At 69.5% G+C, this 16156-nt stretch carries 13 protein-coding genes; 10 read left to right on the top strand and 3 right to left on the bottom strand.

Annotation, left to right across the window (positions count from 1 at the left end; translation table 11 throughout):
* Positions 1-11 precede the first annotated feature (11 nt).
* The 3 genes from ACTMVF_RS05375 to ACTMVF_RS05365 form a co-directional block, all read right to left on the bottom strand.
* A complete protein-coding gene (locus tag ACTMVF_RS05375; protein WP_441269777.1) occupies positions 12-1169 on the bottom strand; it encodes an acyl-CoA dehydrogenase family protein in 1158 nt (385 codons plus the stop codon).
* Positions 1170-1281: 112 nt separating this feature from the next.
* Positions 1282-1902, bottom strand: a complete 621-nt coding sequence (locus ACTMVF_RS05370; protein ID WP_441270136.1) for a DedA family protein — start codon at positions 1900-1902, stop codon at positions 1282-1284.
* A 385-nt stretch (positions 1903-2287) separates the two neighbouring features.
* A complete protein-coding gene (locus ACTMVF_RS05365; RefSeq protein ID WP_441269776.1) occupies positions 2288-2884 on the bottom strand; it encodes an SACE_7040 family transcriptional regulator in 597 nt (198 codons plus the stop codon).
* Positions 2885-2980: 96 nt separating this feature from the next.
* Here ACTMVF_RS05365 and ACTMVF_RS05360 point away from each other — a divergent pair, with 96 nt between their 5' ends.
* The 10 genes from ACTMVF_RS05360 (at position 2981) to ACTMVF_RS05315 (ending at position 16127) form a co-directional block, all read left to right on the top strand.
* Positions 2981-4597, top strand: coding sequence for a carboxyl transferase domain-containing protein (locus ACTMVF_RS05360; protein ID WP_441269775.1), 1617 nt, complete (start codon positions 2981-2983; stop codon positions 4595-4597).
* 26 nt (positions 4598-4623) lie between these two features.
* A complete protein-coding gene (locus ACTMVF_RS05355) occupies positions 4624-6567 on the top strand; it encodes an acetyl-CoA carboxylase biotin carboxylase subunit (RefSeq protein ID WP_441270135.1) in 1944 nt (647 codons plus the stop codon).
* Positions 6564-7505: a hydroxymethylglutaryl-CoA lyase gene (locus tag ACTMVF_RS05350; protein ID WP_441269774.1), complete on the top strand. Its 942-nt coding sequence runs from the start codon at positions 6564-6566 to the stop codon at positions 7503-7505. The genes ACTMVF_RS05355 and ACTMVF_RS05350 overlap by 4 nt, the downstream gene beginning before the upstream one ends.
* A 6-nt stretch (positions 7506-7511) precedes the next feature.
* The gene (locus ACTMVF_RS05345) at positions 7512-8672 is read left to right on the top strand and encodes an acyl-CoA dehydrogenase family protein (RefSeq protein WP_441269773.1); all 1161 of its coding nucleotides are present in this window, start codon (positions 7512-7514) and stop codon (positions 8670-8672) included.
* 267 nt (positions 8673-8939) lie between these two features.
* Positions 8940-9986, top strand: a complete 1047-nt coding sequence (locus ACTMVF_RS05340; protein ID WP_441269772.1) for an ABC transporter substrate-binding protein — start codon at positions 8940-8942, stop codon at positions 9984-9986.
* Between the two features lie 108 nt (positions 9987-10094).
* The gene (locus tag ACTMVF_RS05335; RefSeq protein ID WP_441269771.1) at positions 10095-10928 is read left to right on the top strand and encodes a siderophore-interacting protein; all 834 of its coding nucleotides are present in this window, start codon (positions 10095-10097) and stop codon (positions 10926-10928) included.
* 175 nt (positions 10929-11103) lie between these two features.
* A complete protein-coding gene (gene desA, locus ACTMVF_RS05330) occupies positions 11104-12546 on the top strand; it encodes a lysine decarboxylase DesA (RefSeq protein ID WP_441269770.1) in 1443 nt (480 codons plus the stop codon).
* The gene (locus ACTMVF_RS05325; protein WP_441269769.1) at positions 12530-13813 is read left to right on the top strand and encodes a lysine N(6)-hydroxylase/L-ornithine N(5)-oxygenase family protein; all 1284 of its coding nucleotides are present in this window, start codon (positions 12530-12532) and stop codon (positions 13811-13813) included. Before desA ends, ACTMVF_RS05325 begins: the two co-directional genes overlap by 17 nt.
* Positions 13810-14358, top strand: coding sequence for a GNAT family N-acetyltransferase (locus ACTMVF_RS05320; protein WP_441269768.1), 549 nt, complete (start codon positions 13810-13812; stop codon positions 14356-14358). The genes ACTMVF_RS05325 and ACTMVF_RS05320 overlap by 4 nt, the downstream gene beginning before the upstream one ends.
* Positions 14355-16127, top strand: a complete 1773-nt coding sequence (locus tag ACTMVF_RS05315; RefSeq protein ID WP_441269767.1) for an IucA/IucC family protein — start codon at positions 14355-14357, stop codon at positions 16125-16127. The genes ACTMVF_RS05320 and ACTMVF_RS05315 overlap by 4 nt, the downstream gene beginning before the upstream one ends.
* Positions 16128-16156: the final 29 nt, after the last annotated feature.

Raw genomic sequence — 16156 nt, 5'->3', positions numbered from 1 at the left:
GGACCCGTGTCCTACAGGCCCATGTCCTTCGCGATGATCGACTTCATGATCTCGCTGGTACCGCCGTAGATGCGGTTGACGCGGTTGTCCGCGTACAGGCGGGCGATCGGGTACTCGTTCATGAAGCCGTAGCCGCCGTGCAGCTGGAGGCAGCGGTCGATGACGCGGTGGGCGACCTCGGTGCAGAACAGCTTGGCGGAGGCGGCCTCGGCGGGGGTGAGCTCGCCGGCGTCGAGGGCCTCCAGTGCGCGGTCGGCGACGGCCTCGGCCGCGTCGACCTCGGCCTGGCAGGCGGCCAGCTCGAACTTGGTGTTCTGGAAGGCGGCGACCGGCTTGCCGAAGACGGTGCGCTCCTGGACGTACTGCTGGGCGAACCGCACGGCGGCCTTGGCCTGCGCGTAGGCGCCGAACGCGATGCCCCAGCGCTCGGAGGCCAGGTTGTGGCCGAGGTAGTAGAAGCCCTTGTTCTCCTCGCCGAGCAGGTCCTCGACCGGGACCTTCACGTCGACGAACGCCAGCTCGGCGGTGTCGGAGGTCTTCAGGCCCAGCTTGTCGAGCTTGCGGCCGACGGAGTAGCCCTCGGACTTGGTGTCCACGGCGAACAGCGAGATGCCGTGGCGGCGGTCCTCGGCGCTGGGCGCGTCGGTGCGGGCACAGACGATCACGCGGTCGGCGTGCACGCCACCGGTGATGAAGGTCTTGGCGCCGTTGAGGACGTAGTGCGTGCCGTCCTCGGAGAGCTTGGCGGTGGTCTTCATGCCCGCGAGGTCGGAGCCGGTGCCCGGCTCGGTCATCGCCAGCGCCCACATCTCCTCACCGGAGACGAACTTCGGCAGGAAGCGCTTCTTCTGCTCGTCGGTGGCGAGCATCTTGATGTACGGCAGACCGAGCAGCACGTGCACACCGGAGCCGCCGAACTGGACGCCCGCGCGGGCGGTCTCCTCGTACATCACCGCCTCGAACTTGTACGAGTCGATGCCGGCGCCGCCGTACTCCTCGTCGACGCGGATGCCGAAGACGCCGAGCTCGGCGAGCTTGTAGTAGAAGTCGCGCGGCGCCTGGCCGGCCGCGAACCACTCGTCATAGACCGGGACGACCTCGGCCTCGATGAAGGCGCGGATGGTCTCCCGGAACGCCTCGTGATCCTCGTTGAACACCGTACGGCGCACCGCCGCCACCTCCACACGTCCATGTCTAAGCGCTTGCTCACTCAACCGTACCGGCGAGTATCCACAGGCGTCCAGAGGTCAAGGTCCGTAACGCTCGTCACGCTCGACACGCTCAGAGCCGTACCTCCTCCTCGCTCCGCCGGACCGGTCGCCGCCGCTCTCCGCGCCCCGCCCGCAGCAGCCGTACACCCACGAAGGCCAGGCCCGCCACGGCCACGATCGCCAGGATCACCTTGGAGTAGAGCCCCACCAGGTCGGTCACCTCGTGCCAGCGGGCGCCCAGCGCGTAGCCGGCGGCGATGAAGGCGGTGTTCCAGATGAGGCTGCCCGCGGCGGTGAGGGTGAGGAACAGGGGGAGCCGCATGCGTTCGACCCCGGCCGGTATCGAGATCAGGCTGCGGAAGACGGGCACGAAGCGGCCGAAGAACACGGCCTTCGCGCCGTGCCGGACGAACCACGCCTCGGTCCGCTCCACGTCCGCGACCTTCACCAGCGGCAGCCGCGCCGCCGCCGCGATCAGCCGGTCCCGGCCGAGGAGCGCGCCGAGCAGATACAGGGCCAGCGCGCCCAGCACCGAACCCGCCGTCGTCCAGGCGACGGCACTGACGACGTCCATCCGGCCCTGGCTCACCGTGAACCCCGCCAGCGGCAGGATCACCTCGCTCGGCAACGGCGGAAAGAGGTTCTCCAGGGCGATGGCCAGCCCGGCGCCGGGGCCGCCCAGCTCCTCCATCAGGCCGGAGGCCCAGCCGGCGACTCCACCGACGGGCACTTCGGACGCAGCAGCGATGATCATGCGCGTCATTTTACGAAGTCTTGACCTAAAGGCAGCATGAGGAGGGCCGCCCAATCGGCCACGGAGGCCCGCACGAGAAGCGTCCGGTTTTCCCCAGGGCGCCGCCCCGGCGTCCTGGGACGGCCTCACTCGCCGTGACCGGACTCACCGAGCACACGCCGACTCCGCCTCGCCGCCGGACCGCTGCCGGGCGGGCTGACAGCGCCGGCCGAACTCGCCGGTGCGGCACTCGGCGGGATACCCGGGATGCCGAGGCCGGCGACCCGACGCCCGCCGTCCGCCCCCGCGGTGCCGCCCCACACACGAGAGCTGCCCGTACGGCTCACTCCACCCCGGCAGCCCCGAACGCCCCCCGCGCCATCCGGTGCAGCAACTCCGCCGTGACCCCCCGCCCCGGCAGCGCCCCCGGCCGCCCGAGGTGCGGCGTCGAGTTGAGCAGGCCGAAGACCGAGTGCACCGCCGAGCGGGCCGTCGGCTCCGTCAGGTCCGGGTAGACCTTGCGGACCACCTCCACCCACAGCTCGACGTACTGCCGCTGGAGCTGCCGTACGAGCTTGCGGTCGCTGTCGCGGAGGCGGTCCAGCTCGCGGTCGTGCAGGGTGATGAGGGGGCGGTCGTCGAGGGCGAAGTCGATGTGGCCTTCGATGAGGGAGTCGAGGACCGCCTCGGGCGGCACGCCGTCAGCCTCCGCGAGGCGCCGCTTCGCGCCCGTCAGCAGCTGGCCGCTGATGCCGACCAGCAGCTCGGCGAGCATCGCGTCCTTGCCGGCGAAGTGCCGGTAGAGACCGGGGCCGCTGATGCCCACGGCGGCGCCTATCTCGTCGACACCGACGCCGTGGAAACCGCGCTCGGCGAAGAGCCGCGCGGCCTCCTTGAGGATCTGTTCGCGGCGGGTGGGGGCGTCGGTTCTGGTGGCCATGGAAGCAATTCTAGACAGGGAGGTTAGCGGTCGTTAACCTGAGGGAAATGCGTTAACGCTCATTAACTGGTGGACCACTGGTGAGGGGACCGCAGGATGCACGAGGCACCGGAGCTTGCGAGCGCGGCAGATCCCGCGTCTCAGGCCTGGCGGGCCAACGAGGAGGCCCATCGGGCGCTGGTGGAGGAGCTGCGCGGCAAGCTCGCCGCCGCCCGGCTGGGAGGCGGCGAGAAGGCACGCGCCCGGCACACCGCGCGCGGCAAGCTGCTGCCCAGGGACCGGGTCGACACCCTCCTCGACCCGGGCTCCCCCTTCCTGGAGCTCGCTCCCCTCGCCGCGGACGGCCTGTACGACGGCCAGGCCCCGGCGGCCGGTGTCATCGCCGGGATCGGGCGGGTCAGTGGGCGCGAGTGCGTGGTCGTCGCCAATGACGCCACGGTCAAGGGCGGCACGTACTACCCGATGACCGTGAAGAAGCACCTGCGCGCGCAGGAGGTGGCCCTGGAGAACCGCCTGCCGTGCCTCTACCTCGTCGACTCCGGCGGGGCCTTCCTGCCCATGCAGGACGAGGTCTTCCCGGACCGGGAGCACTTCGGGCGGATCTTCTACAACCAGGCCCGGATGTCCGGCGCCGGGATCCCGCAGATCGCGGCCGTGCTCGGATCGTGCACGGCAGGCGGCGCCTATGTCCCCGCCATGAGCGACGAGGCCGTCATCGTCCGCGACCAGGGCACGATCTTCCTCGGCGGCCCCCCGCTGGTGAAGGCCGCCACCGGTGAGGTCGTCACGGCGGAGGAGCTCGGCGGCGGTGACGTCCACGCGCGCGTGTCGGGTGTCACCGACCATCTCGCCGAGGACGACGCGCACGCCCTGCGGATCGTGCGGAACATCGTCGCCACGCTCCCCGCGCGCGGGGCCCTGCCGTGGGAGGTCCGGCCCGCCGTCGAGCCCAAGGTCGACCCCTACGGCCTCTACGGCGCCGTCCCCGTCGACTCCCGCACCCCCTACGACGTACGCGAGATCATCGCGCGCGTGGTCGACGGCTCCCGTTTCGCGGAGTTCAAGGCGGAGTTCGGCCAGACCCTCGTCACCGGCTTCGCCCGCATCCACGGCCACCCGGTCGGCATCGTCGCCAACAACGGCATCCTGTTCTCCGAGTCCGCCCAGAAGGGCGCCCACTTCATCGAGCTGTGCGACCAGCGCGGGATCCCGCTGGTCTTCCTGCAGAACATCTCCGGCTTCATGGTCGGCAAGGACTACGAGGCCGGCGGCATCGCCAAGCACGGCGCCAAGATGGTCACGGCGGTGGCCTGCACGCGCGTGCCGAAGCTGACGGTGGTGGTCGGCGGGTCGTACGGCGCCGGGAACTACTCCATGTGCGGGCGCGCGTACTCGCCCCGCTTCCTGTGGATGTGGCCGGGCGCCAAGATCTCCGTCATGGGCGGCGAGCAGGCCGCCTCCGTCCTCGCGACCGTCAAGCGGGACCAGTTGGAGGCACGGGGCGAGTCCTGGCCGGCCGAGGACGAGGACGCGTTCAAGGCGCCGATCCGTGAGCAGTACGAGCGCCAGGGGAACGCCTACTACGCGACGGCCCGCCTCTGGGACGACGGTGTGATCGACCCGCTGGAGACCCGCCAGGTGCTGGGTCTCGCGCTGACCGCCTGTGCCAACGCGCCCCTGGGTGAGCCCCAGTTCGGCGTCTTCCGGATGTGAGGGGGACTGTGACGATGACGCAGACCATGTTCGACACGGTCCTCGTGGCCAACCGGGGCGAGATCGCCGTCCGCGTGATCCGCACGCTCCGCTCGCTGGGCGTGCGCTCGGTGGCCGTCTTCTCCGACGCGGACGCCGACGCTCGGCATGTGCGGGAGGCCGACTCCGCCGTCCGGCTCGGTCCGGCGCCCGCCGCCGAGAGCTATCTCTCCGTGGAGCGGCTCCTGGAGGCGGCGGCCCGCAGCGGCGCCCAGGCCGTCCACCCCGGATACGGCTTCCTCGCGGAGAACGCCGGCTTCGCGCGCGCGTGCGCCGACGCCGGGCTCGTCTTCATCGGGCCGCCCGCCGAGGCCATCTCCCTGATGGGCGACAAGATCCGGGCCAAGGAGACGGTGAAGGCGGCCGGGGTTCCGGTCGTGCCGGGCTCCAGTGGCAGTGGGCTCACGGACGGCCAACTCGCCGACGCCGCCCGCGAGATCGGCATGCCGGTGCTGCTGAAGCCGTCGGCCGGCGGTGGCGGCAAGGGCATGCGGCTGGTGCGGGACGCGGCCGTGCTGGACGACGAGATCGCCGCCGCCCGCCGCGAGGCCCGCGCCTCCTTCGGCGACGACACGCTCCTCGTCGAGCGGTGGATCGACCGGCCCCGGCACATCGAGATCCAGGTGCTGGCCGACGGCCACGGCAACGTCGTCCATCTCGGCGAGCGCGAGTGCTCCCTCCAGCGCCGGCATCAGAAGATCATCGAAGAGGCGCCGAGTGTGCTGCTCGATGAGGAGACCCGGGCGGCGATGGGCGAGGCGGCCGTGCAGGCGGCGCGCTCGTGCGGCTACCGGGGCGCGGGCACGGTGGAGTTCATCGTGCCGGGCGGCGACCCCTCCGCGTACTACTTCATGGAGATGAACACCCGCCTCCAGGTGGAGCACCCGGTCACCGAGCTGATCACCGGACTGGACCTGGTGGAGTGGCAGCTGCGGGTGGCGGCGGGTGAGCAACTGCCGTACAAGCAGGGCGACATCACGCTCACCGGGCACGCGATCGAGGCCCGTATCTGCGCCGAGGACCCCTCCCGCGGGTTCCTCCCCTCCGGCGGCACGGTCCTCAAGCTGCGCGAACCCCAGGGCGACGGCATCCGCACCGACTCCGGGCTCAGCGAGGGCACGGAGGTCGGCAGCCTGTACGACCCGATGCTGTCCAAGGTGATCGCATACGGCCCCGACCGCGCCACCGCGCTCCGCAAGCTCCGGACGGCCCTCGCGGAGACGATCACGCTGGGCGTGCAGACCAACGCCGGGTTCCTGCGGCGGCTGCTCGCCCATCCGGCGGTCGTGGTGGGCGAGTTGGACACGGGCCTGGTCGAGCGCGTGGTGGACGACCTGGTCCGCACCGACGTACCGGAAGAGGTGTACGAGGCCGCGGCGGCCGTACGGCTGGAGGCGCTGCGGCCGAAGGGCGACGGCTGGACGGACCCGTTCTCCGTGCCGAGCGGATGGCGGCTGGGCGGCGAGCCCAAGCCCGTCGGCTTCCACCTCCGCATCACCGACCCCGTGGCGTACGTCCCGCGCGGTGCCCACAGCGTCACGGCCGACCGTGTGACGGTCACCCTCGACGGCGTCCGCCACACCTTCCACCGCGCTGCCCTGCCAGACGGCACCTGGCTGGGCCGCGACGGCGACGCCTGGCATGTGCGCGACCACGATCCGGTGGCCGCCTCGCTCACCGGGGCCGCACACGCGGGCGCCGACTCGCTCACCGCACCCATGCCGGGGACCGTGACGGTGGTGAAGGTCGCCGTCGGGGACGAAGTGGCCGCGGGGCAGAGCCTGCTGGTCGTGGAGGCGATGAAGATGGAGCACGTCATCTCCGCCCCGCACGCCGGCACGGTCGCCGAGCTGGACGTCACGCCGGGCACGACGGTCGCCATGGACCAGGTCCTGGCGGTCGTCGCACCTCATGAGGAGGCGGAGGAATGACAGTCGAGGGTCTCCCCATGGCCGTACCGGCAACGGGCCTGCCCGCCCGCGTCCGCATCCACGAGGTCGGCGCGCGCGACGGCCTGCAGAACGAGTCGGCGACCGTACCGACCGAGATCAAGGCGGAGTTCATCCGCCGGCTCGCGGAGGCGGGGCTGACGACCATCGAGGCCACCAGCTTCGTCCACCCCAAGTGGGTGCCCCAACTGGCGGATGCCGAACAGCTGTTCCCGCTCGTCGGCGAGCTGCCGGTGGACCTGCCGGTCCTCGTGCCGAACGAACGCGGGCTGGACCGGGCCCTGGCGCTGGGCGCGTCCCGTGTCGCCGTCTTCGCCAGCGCCACCGAGTCCTTCGCGAAGGCCAACCTCAACCGCACGGTGGACGAGGCGCTGGCCATGTTCGAGCCGGTGGTGACGAGGGCGAAGGCGGCGGACGTCCACGTCCGCGGCTACCTCTCGATGTGCTTCGGCGACCCCTGGGAGGGCGCTGTCCCGGTACCCCAGGTCGTCCGGGTCTGCCGGGCGCTGGTCGACATGGGCTGCGACGAGCTGAGCCTCGGCGACACGATCGGGGTGGCGACCCCGGGACATGTGACAGCTCTCCTGACCGCACTGGAGGAGGCCGGCATCCCGACGGCAGCCGTGGGCGTCCACTTCCACGACACCTACGGCCAGGCACTGGCCAACACCTACGCCGCCCTCCAGCACGGCGTCACCACCGTCGACGCCTCCGCGGGCGGCCTCGGCGGCTGCCCGTACGCCAAGTCCGCCACCGGCAACCTCGCCACCGAAGACCTCGTGTGGATGCTGCGGGGCCTCGGCATCGACACCGGAGTCGACCTCGACCGCCTCGTCGCCACGAGCGCGTGGATGGCCGGACAACTGGGCCGACCCAGCCCGTCCCGCACCGTACGAGCCCTCTCCCACAAGGAGCAGTGAACAGCCATGGACCACCGCCTCTCCCCCGAACTGGAGGAACTCCGCCGCACGGTGGAGGAGTTCGCGCACGACGTCGTGGCGCCCAAGATCGGCGACTTCTACGAGCGTCATGAGTTCCCGTACGAGATCGTGCGGGAGATGGGCCGCATGGGCCTGTTCGGTCTGCCGTTCCCGGAGGAGTACGGCGGCATGGGCGGCGACTATCTGGCGCTGGGCATCGCGCTGGAGGAGCTGGCCCGGGTGGACTCCTCGGTCGCGATCACCCTCGAAGCGGGCGTCTCGCTCGGCGCCATGCCGATCCATCTGTTCGGCACCGAGGAACAGAAGCGGCAGTGGCTGCCACGCCTGTGCTCCGGCGAGATCCTCGGCGCGTTCGGCCTCACCGAGCCGGACGGCGGCAGCGACGCGGGCGCGACCCGCACGACGGCCCGTCTCGACCCGGAGACGGACGAATGGGTGATCAACGGCTCCAAGTGCTTCATCACCAACTCGGGTACGGACATCACCGGCCTGGTCACGGTGACGGCGGTCACCGGTCGCAAGCCGGACGGCAGGCCGCTGATCTCCGCGATCATCGTCCCCTCCGGCACCCCGGGCTTCACGGTCGCCGCCCCGTACTCCAAGGTCGGCTGGAACGCCTCCGACACCCGTGAGCTGTCCTTCGCGGACGTCCGCGTCCCGGCGGCCAACCTGCTGGGCGAGGAGGGCCGCGGCTACGCCCAGTTCCTGCGCATCCTGGACGAGGGCCGCATCGCCATCGCGGCGCTGGCGACGGGCCTGGCGCAGGGCTGCGTCGACGAGTCGGTGAAGTACGCCAAGGAACGCCACGCCTTCGGCCGCCCCATCGGCGCCAACCAGGCCATCCAGTTCAAGATCGCCGACATGGAGATGAAGGCCCACACGGCCCGCCTGGCCTGGCGCGACGCGGCATCGCGTCTGGTGGCCGGGGAGCCCTTCAAGAAGGAAGCGGCCCTGGCGAAGCTGTACTCGTCGACGATCGCCGTGGACAACGCCCGCGACGCCACCCAGATCCACGGCGGCTACGGCTTCATGAACGAGTACCCGGTCGCCCGCATGTGGCGGGACTCCAAGATCCTGGAGATCGGCGAAGGCACGAGCGAGGTGCAGCGGATGCTGATCGCGAGGGAGTTGGGGCTGGCGGGCTGAAGGCCCGGGAGCGTGCACTCGGGGTCGACCGGAAGAAGGTCGGCCCCCTGTGCCCGCTTCTTCACCACATGGTCACCGCACGCCACCCGAGACTCAACTTCGCTTGATTACAAGGAAATTGGGGCTCGCCGGCAGAGTCCCAGCGCCACACAGGGTGCCCACAGCTTGGAAAGCAAGGCCCCCGCCCCTGGACATCAGCTCAGGTTAGGCTAACCTACCTTCGAATTGTCCGGCGGGTGATCCGCCCTGTTCGAAAGCAGCGTACCCATGCCCAACGCCCGAGCCACCCACCTCACCCGCCGCGGCATCCTCGCCACGGGCGGCGCCCTCGGCCTCGGGGCCGTGCTCGCAGCCTGCGGAGACGGCGACGCGAAAAGCGAGGGCTCCAGCGAGGCCACGACCGCTGCCAAGTCCGGCCCCTGGACGTTCAAGGACGACCGCGGCACCACGGTGAAGCTCGACAAGGTGCCCACGAACATCGTCGCCTTCGTCGGTGTCGCGGCGGCCCTCTACGACTACGGCATCGAGATCAAGGGCGTCTTCGGCCCGACCAAGACGCAGGACGGCAAGGCCGACGTCCAGGCCGGCGACATGGACGTCAGCAAGCTGACCGTCTTCGGCAACGTCTGGGACCAGTTCAACGTCGAGAAGTACGCGGCGTTCGCCCCCGAGGTCCTCATCTCCACGACCTTCGACAGCGCCGGCACCCTCTGGTACGTCCCCGAGGCATCCAAGGACAAGATCGCCAAGCTCGCCCCGAGCGTCGCCATCTCCGTCTACGACCGCCAGCTGACCAAGCCGCTGGAGCGGATGTGGGAGCTGGCCGAGTCGCTCGGCGCGGACATGAAGGCCGACAAGGTCGCCCAGTCCAAGAAGGACTTCGAGGCGGCCGCCGAGCGCCTGCGCAAGGCCGCGAAGGCTCGTCCCGAGATCAAGGTGATGGCCGGCTCCGCCAGCCAGGACCTGTTCTACGTCTCCGGCACCAACCTCTCCATCGACCTTGAGTACTTCAAGGCCCTCGGCGTGAACTTCGTCGAGCCGCCGGAGAGTGCGAAGAAGCAGGGTGGCGGCTGGTTCGAGTCGCTGAGCTGGGAGAACGTCGACAAGTACCCGGCCGACATCATCATGATGGACGACCGGTCCTCGACGATTCAGCCGGCCGACATCACCGAGGCGACCTGGAAGAAGCTGCCTGCGGTGAAGGCCGGACAGGTCATCGCGCGCTCGCCCGAGCCGATTCTGTCGTACGACAAGTGCACGCCGCTTCTCACGAGCCTTGCCGAGGCCATCGAGAAGGCCAAGAAGGTCGCCTGAACAAGGGCCACTTGAGGTTGTGGGGCGACTGCGGGCCGGTTGTGGCCGGTCGCGCAGTTCCCCGCGCCCCTGAGGGCACATCCCTGACGTCGATTCAGGAGTTACCCGATGACTACCGCCGTCGCCGCCCCGTTCCGCTTCTTCTCTCTCCAGGTCGTACGGACGAGGCGGCTCGGTCCGTCTCTGGTGCGGGTCACCTTTGGCGGGGAGGATCTGCAGTACTTCTTCTCCGACGGGCATGACCAGTCGCTGTCGCTGTTCCTGCCGCACCCCGGCCAGAGCGAGCCACAGGTCCCCCTGGAGCTCGGTGACGGCTGGTGGCAGGGGTGGCGTGAACTGCCGGACGACGTACGGGCCGTGATGCGGTCGTACACGCTCCGCGCGCTGCGCCGGAACCCCGACGAGATCGACATCGACTTCGTCCTGCACACCCCGGCCGGCCCCGCCTCCCGCTGGGCATCCGGAGCCGCCGCCGGTGACCGCGTCCTGCTGCTCGGGCCGGCGATCGCCGACAACCGGGCGATCCGGTTCCGGCCGGCCGACGACACCGACCTCGTGGTGATCTGGGGCGACGACAGCGCCGTACCCGCCGTCTCCGCCATCCTCGAAACCCTGCCGGCCGGCACCCGCGCCCGGGTGTGGCTGGAAGTTCACGACGCCGGGGACATCCAGGACCTGGTGACCGAGGCCGACGCCGAGATCACCTGGCTCGTTCAGGAGGGGACGCGTGCCGAGGGGTCTCCCATGGCCCTCGACGCCATCCGGACCGCCCAACTCCCCGCCGCCGAGCGCCCGTACGTCTGGATCGCGGGCGAGTCCGGCTGCGTCAAGGCGCTGCGCCGGCACTTCGTCGGTGAGCGCGGTATCGACCGCCGCCGGGTCACCTTCGTGGGGTACTGGCGGCAGGGGCTGAGCGAGGAGCAGCTGCGCGAGCAGGAGTGACAGCCCCTCAGCGGTAACAGCCCCTGAAAGCAAGGCGATCGGGCAGCGGCTGCGACCCAAGTGATCGTAGTCACCCTTGATGCTGCCCTGAATCCAAGGAACTTAGGTTAGGCTAACCTAAGTTTCACGCCGGACCCCCGCACTTCACGGCCCGTCCCCACCGGAGGACCTCCCCATGCGCTCGCACCTGCTCAATGACACGACCGCGGAGCAGTACCGCCGCTCCGTGACCGAAGGAATCGAGCGGGTGGCCGCCAAACTCGCCGCCACCGACCGTCCGTTCACCGGCGTCACGGTCGACGCCCTCGCCCCCGCCATCGACGCGATCGACCTCGACAAGCCGCTGCTGGACACCGCCGCGGTCCTGGACGAGCTGGAGGACGTCTACCTCCGGGACGCGATCTACTTCCACCACCCCCGCTACCTCGCCCACCTCAACTGCCCGGTCGTCATCCCGGCCGTGCTCGGCGAGGCGATCCTCTCCGCCGTCAACTCCTCCCTGGACACCTGGGACCAGTCGGCCGGCGGCACCCTGATCGAGCGCAAGCTCATCGACTGGACGACCGCGCGAATAGGCCTCGGGGAGAACGCCGACGGTGTCTTCACCTCCGGCGGCACCCAGTCCAACCTGCAGGCCTTGCTCCTCGCCCGCGAGGAGGCCAAGTCCGACAGCCTGGCCGAACTGCGCATCTTCACCTCCGAGGTCAGCCACTTCAGCGTGAAGAAGTCGGCGAAACTGCTGGGCCTCGGCCAGGACGCCGTGGTCTCCATCCCCGTCGACCACGACAAGCGCATGCAGACCGTCGCCCTCGCCCACGAGCTGGAGCGCTGCAAGAAGGACGGCCTGGTCCCCATGGCCGTCGTCGCCACCGCCGGCACCACCGACTTCGGCTCCATCGACCCGCTGCCCGAGATCGCCGAGCTGTGCGAGCAGTTCGGCGCCTGGATGCACGTCGACGCCGCCTACGGCTGCGGGCTGCTCGCCTCCGTGAAGTACCGGGGCCGCATCGACGGCATCGAGCGCGCCGACTCGGTCACCGTCGACTACCACAAGTCCTTCTTCCAGCCGGTGAGTTCGTCGGCGGTACTGGTCCGGGATGCCTCGACGCTCCGCCACGCGACCTACCACGCGGAGTACCTCAACCCGCGCCGCATGGTGATGGAGCGCATCCCCAACCAGGTCGACAAGTCCCTGCAGACCACCCGCCGTTTCGACGCCCTCAAGCTGTGGATGACCCTGCGGGTGATGGGCGCCGACGGCATCGGGCAGCTCTTCGACGAGGTCTGCGACCTGGCGGTGGAGGGCTGGAAACTGCTGGCCGCCGACCCCCGCTTCGATGTCGTGGTCGAGCCGTCCCTCTCCACCCTCGTCTTCCGCTACATCCCGGCGACCGTCACCGACCCCGCCGAGATCGACCGCGCCAACCTGTACGCCCGCAAGGCCCTGTTCGCCTCCGGCGACGCGGTGGTCGCGGGCACCAAGGTGGGCGGCCGTCACTACCTGAAGTTCACCCTGCTCAACCCCGAGACCACGACGGCCGACATCGCCGCCGTCCTCGACCTGATCGCCGGCCACGCCGAGCAGTACCTGGGAGAGTCCCTTGACCGCGCGTCCTGAAAACCCGACCAAAACCCATGATTTCGTGGGGATCGGGCTCGGCCCGTTCAACCTCGGCCTCGCCTGCCTGACCGAGCCGATCGACGAGCTCGACGGTGTCTTCCTGGAGTCGAAGCCGGACTTCGAGTGGCACGCGGGCATGTTCCTGGACGGCGCCCACCTCCAGACCCCGTTCATGTCGGACCTGGTCACCCTCGCCGACCCCACCTCGCCGTACTCCTTCCTGAACTACCTGAAGGAGAAGGGCCGGCTGTACTCGTTCTACATCCGCGAGAACTTCTACCCGCTGCGGGTCGAGTACGACGACTACTGCCGCTGGGCCGCGAACAAGCTGAGCAGCGTCCGCTTCAGCACGACGGTCACCGAGGTGACGTACGACGAAGGGGCCGAGCTGTACGTCGTGCGGACGGCCGCCGGTGACACCTACCGCGCCCGTCACCTCGTCCTCGGCACCGGCACCCCGCCCTACATACCCGAGGCCTGCCAGGGCCTGGGCGGCGACTTCATCCACAACTCCCGCTATCTGCAGCACAAGCAGGAGCTGCAGAAGAAGGACTCGATCACGCTGGTCGGCTCGGGCCAGTCGGCCGCCGAGATCTACTACGACCTGCTCAGCGAGATCGACGTCCACGGCTACCGGCTGAACTGGGTCACCCGCTCCCCGCGCTTCTTCCCGCTGGAGTACACCAAGCTCACGCTGGAGATGACGTCCCCGGAGTACGTCGACTACTTCCGCGAGCTGCCGGAGGCGACCCGCTACCGCCTCACCGCCGAGCAGAAGGGCCTGTTCAAGGGCATCGACGGCGACCTCATCAACGAGATCTTCGACCTGCTCTACCAGAAGAACCTCGGCGGCCCGGTCCCCACCCGTCTGCTCACCAACTCCTCGTTGAACGGCGCGCGGTACGAGAACGGCACGTACACCCTCTCCTTCCGCCAGGAGGAGCAGGAGAAGGACTTCGAGCTCGACTCGCAGGGCCTGGTCCTGGCCACCGGCTACAAGTACGCCGAGCCGGAGTTCCTGAAGCCCGTGCGCGACCGCCTGGTCTACGACTCCCAGGGCAACTACGACGTCGCCCGCAACTACGCCATCGACGTCACCGGCCGCGGGGTCTTCCTCCAGAACGCCGGCGTCCACACGCACAGCATCACCAGCCCCGACCTGGGGATGGGCCCGTACCGGAACGCGTACATCATCCGCGAGCTGCTCGGCACCGAGTACTACCCGGTCGAGAAGACGATCGCGTTCCAGGAGTTCTCCGTATGAGCACCACCGGCACAGGCACCTTCACCTTCCGCCCGCTCGACCCCCTGAAAGACGCCGAGCTGCTGCACCACTGGGTCACCCACCCCAAGGCGGCCTTCTGGATGATGCAGGACGCGAGCCTGGTGGACGTCGAGCGCGCCTACATGGAGATCGCGGCGGACGAGCACCACCACGCGCTGCTCGGACTCCAGAACGGCGAACCGGCCTTCCTGATGGAGTACTACGACCCCGCCCACCGCGAACTGGTCGGTCTGTACGAGCCGCAGCCGGGCGACATCGGCATGCACTTCCTCACGCCGCCCACCGACAAGCCCGTCCGCGGCTTCACCCGGTCCGTCATCACCGCCGTGATGGCGCACCTCTTCGAGGACCCGGCGGTGGAGCGCGTCGTCGTCGAGCCGGACGTGGCCAACAAGGCCGTACACGCCCTGAACGAGGCCGTCGGGTTCGTGCCCGAACGGGAAATCCAGAAGCCGGAGAAGCGCGCGCTGCTGAGCTTCTGCACGCGCGAGCAGTTCGTGGCCGCCCGAGGAGTAGCCGTATGACCCTGTCCGACGCCATAGCGCATCTGTCCCCCCACCGCTGGGCGCGGGCCAACCGCCTCCTGATCCGCAAGGCACTCGCCGAGTTCGCCCACGAACGCCTCATCACACCGGAGGCCACCGGTGACGGCACATACGTCGTCCGCAGCGACGACGGCCTGACCCGGTACACCTTCACGGCCGTGCTCCGCGCCCTCGACCACTGGCAGGTCGACGCCGACTCGATCACCCGCCACCGCGACGGCGCCGAACTCCCGCTCGCCGCCCTGGACTTCATCATCGATCTGCAGAAGTCCCTGGGCCTGAGCGACGAGGTCCTGCCGGTCTACCTGGAGGAGATCTCCTCCACCCTCTCCGGCACCTGCTACAAGCTCACCAAGCCGCAGACCCCGGTCGCCGAGCTCGTCAAAAGCGATTTCCAGGCCATCGAGACCGGCATGACCGAGGGCCACCCCTGCTTCGTCGCCAACAACGGGCGGCTCGGCTTCGGCATCCACGAGTACCTGTCGTACGCCCCCGAGACCGCGAGCCCGGTCCGACTGGTGTGGCTGGCGGCGCACAAGTCGCGCGCGGCGTTCACGGCCGGTGTCGGCATCGAGTACGAGACCTTCGTACGGGACGAGCTGGGCGAGGAGACCGTCGAGCGCTTCCACGGCGTCCTGCGCGAGCAGGACCTCGACCCCGCCGACTACCTCTTCATCCCCGTCCACCCCTGGCAGTGGTGGAACAAGCTCACCGTCACCTTCGCCGCCGAGGTCGCCCAGAAGCACCTGGTCTGCCTGGGCGAGGGCGACGACGAGTACCTGGCCCAGCAGTCCATCCGGACCTTCTTCAACCAGTCCAGCCCCGAGAAGCACTACGTGAAGACGGCCCTGTCCGTCCTCAACATGGGCTTCATGCGCGGACTCTCGGCCGCCTACATGGAGGCCACCCCCGCCATCAACGACTGGCTGGCCCAGCTCATCGACAACGACCCGGTGCTGAAGTCGACGGGCCTGTCGATCATCCGCGAGCGCGCCGCCGTCGGCTACCGGCACCTGGAGTACGAGAAGGCGACGGACCGCTACTCGCCGTACCGCAAGATGCTGGCCGCGCTCTGGCGCGAGAGCCCGGTGTCGTCCCTCAAGGACGGCGAGTCGCTCGCCACCATGGCCTCCCTCGTCCACGTCGACCACGAGGGCGCGTCCTTCGCGGGCGCGCTGATCGAGCAGTCGGGCCTGACCCCGACGGAGTGGCTGCGCCGCTACCTGCGGGCCTACTTCACGCCCCTCCTCCACAGCTTCTACGCCTACGACCTGGTGTTCATGCCGCACGGCGAGAACGTCATCCTGGTCCTGAAGGACGGCGTCGTGGAGCGCGCGATCTACAAGGACATCGCCGAGGAGATCGCCGTCATGGACCCGGACGCGGTACTGCCGCCGACGGTCGAGCGGCTGCGCGTAGAGGTCCCGGAGGACAAGAAGCTCCTGTCCGTCTTCACGGACGTCTTCGACTGCTTCTTCCGCTTCCTCGCCGCGAACCTCGCCGCCGAAGGAATCCTGGAGGAGGACGACTTCTGGCGCACGGTCGCCGAGGTCACCCGGGACTACCAGCACTCGGTGCCCGAACTCGCCGACAAGTTCAAGCAGTACGACATGTTCGCCCCCGAGTTCGCCCTGTCCTGCCTCAACCGCCTCCAGCTGCGCAACAACAAGCAGATGGTCGACCTGGCGGACCCGGCGGGCGCACTACAGCTCGTCGGCAACCTGAAGAACCCGATCGCAGGGCTGTAGACACGGCCCCATAAGGACTGGCGGGCGCC

The sequence above is a fragment of the Streptomyces sp. SD31 genome (assembly GCF_052068475.1).
Taxonomy (GTDB): domain Bacteria; phylum Actinomycetota; class Actinomycetes; order Streptomycetales; family Streptomycetaceae; genus Streptomyces.
This window is presented reverse-complemented; position numbering and strand designations above follow the sequence as displayed.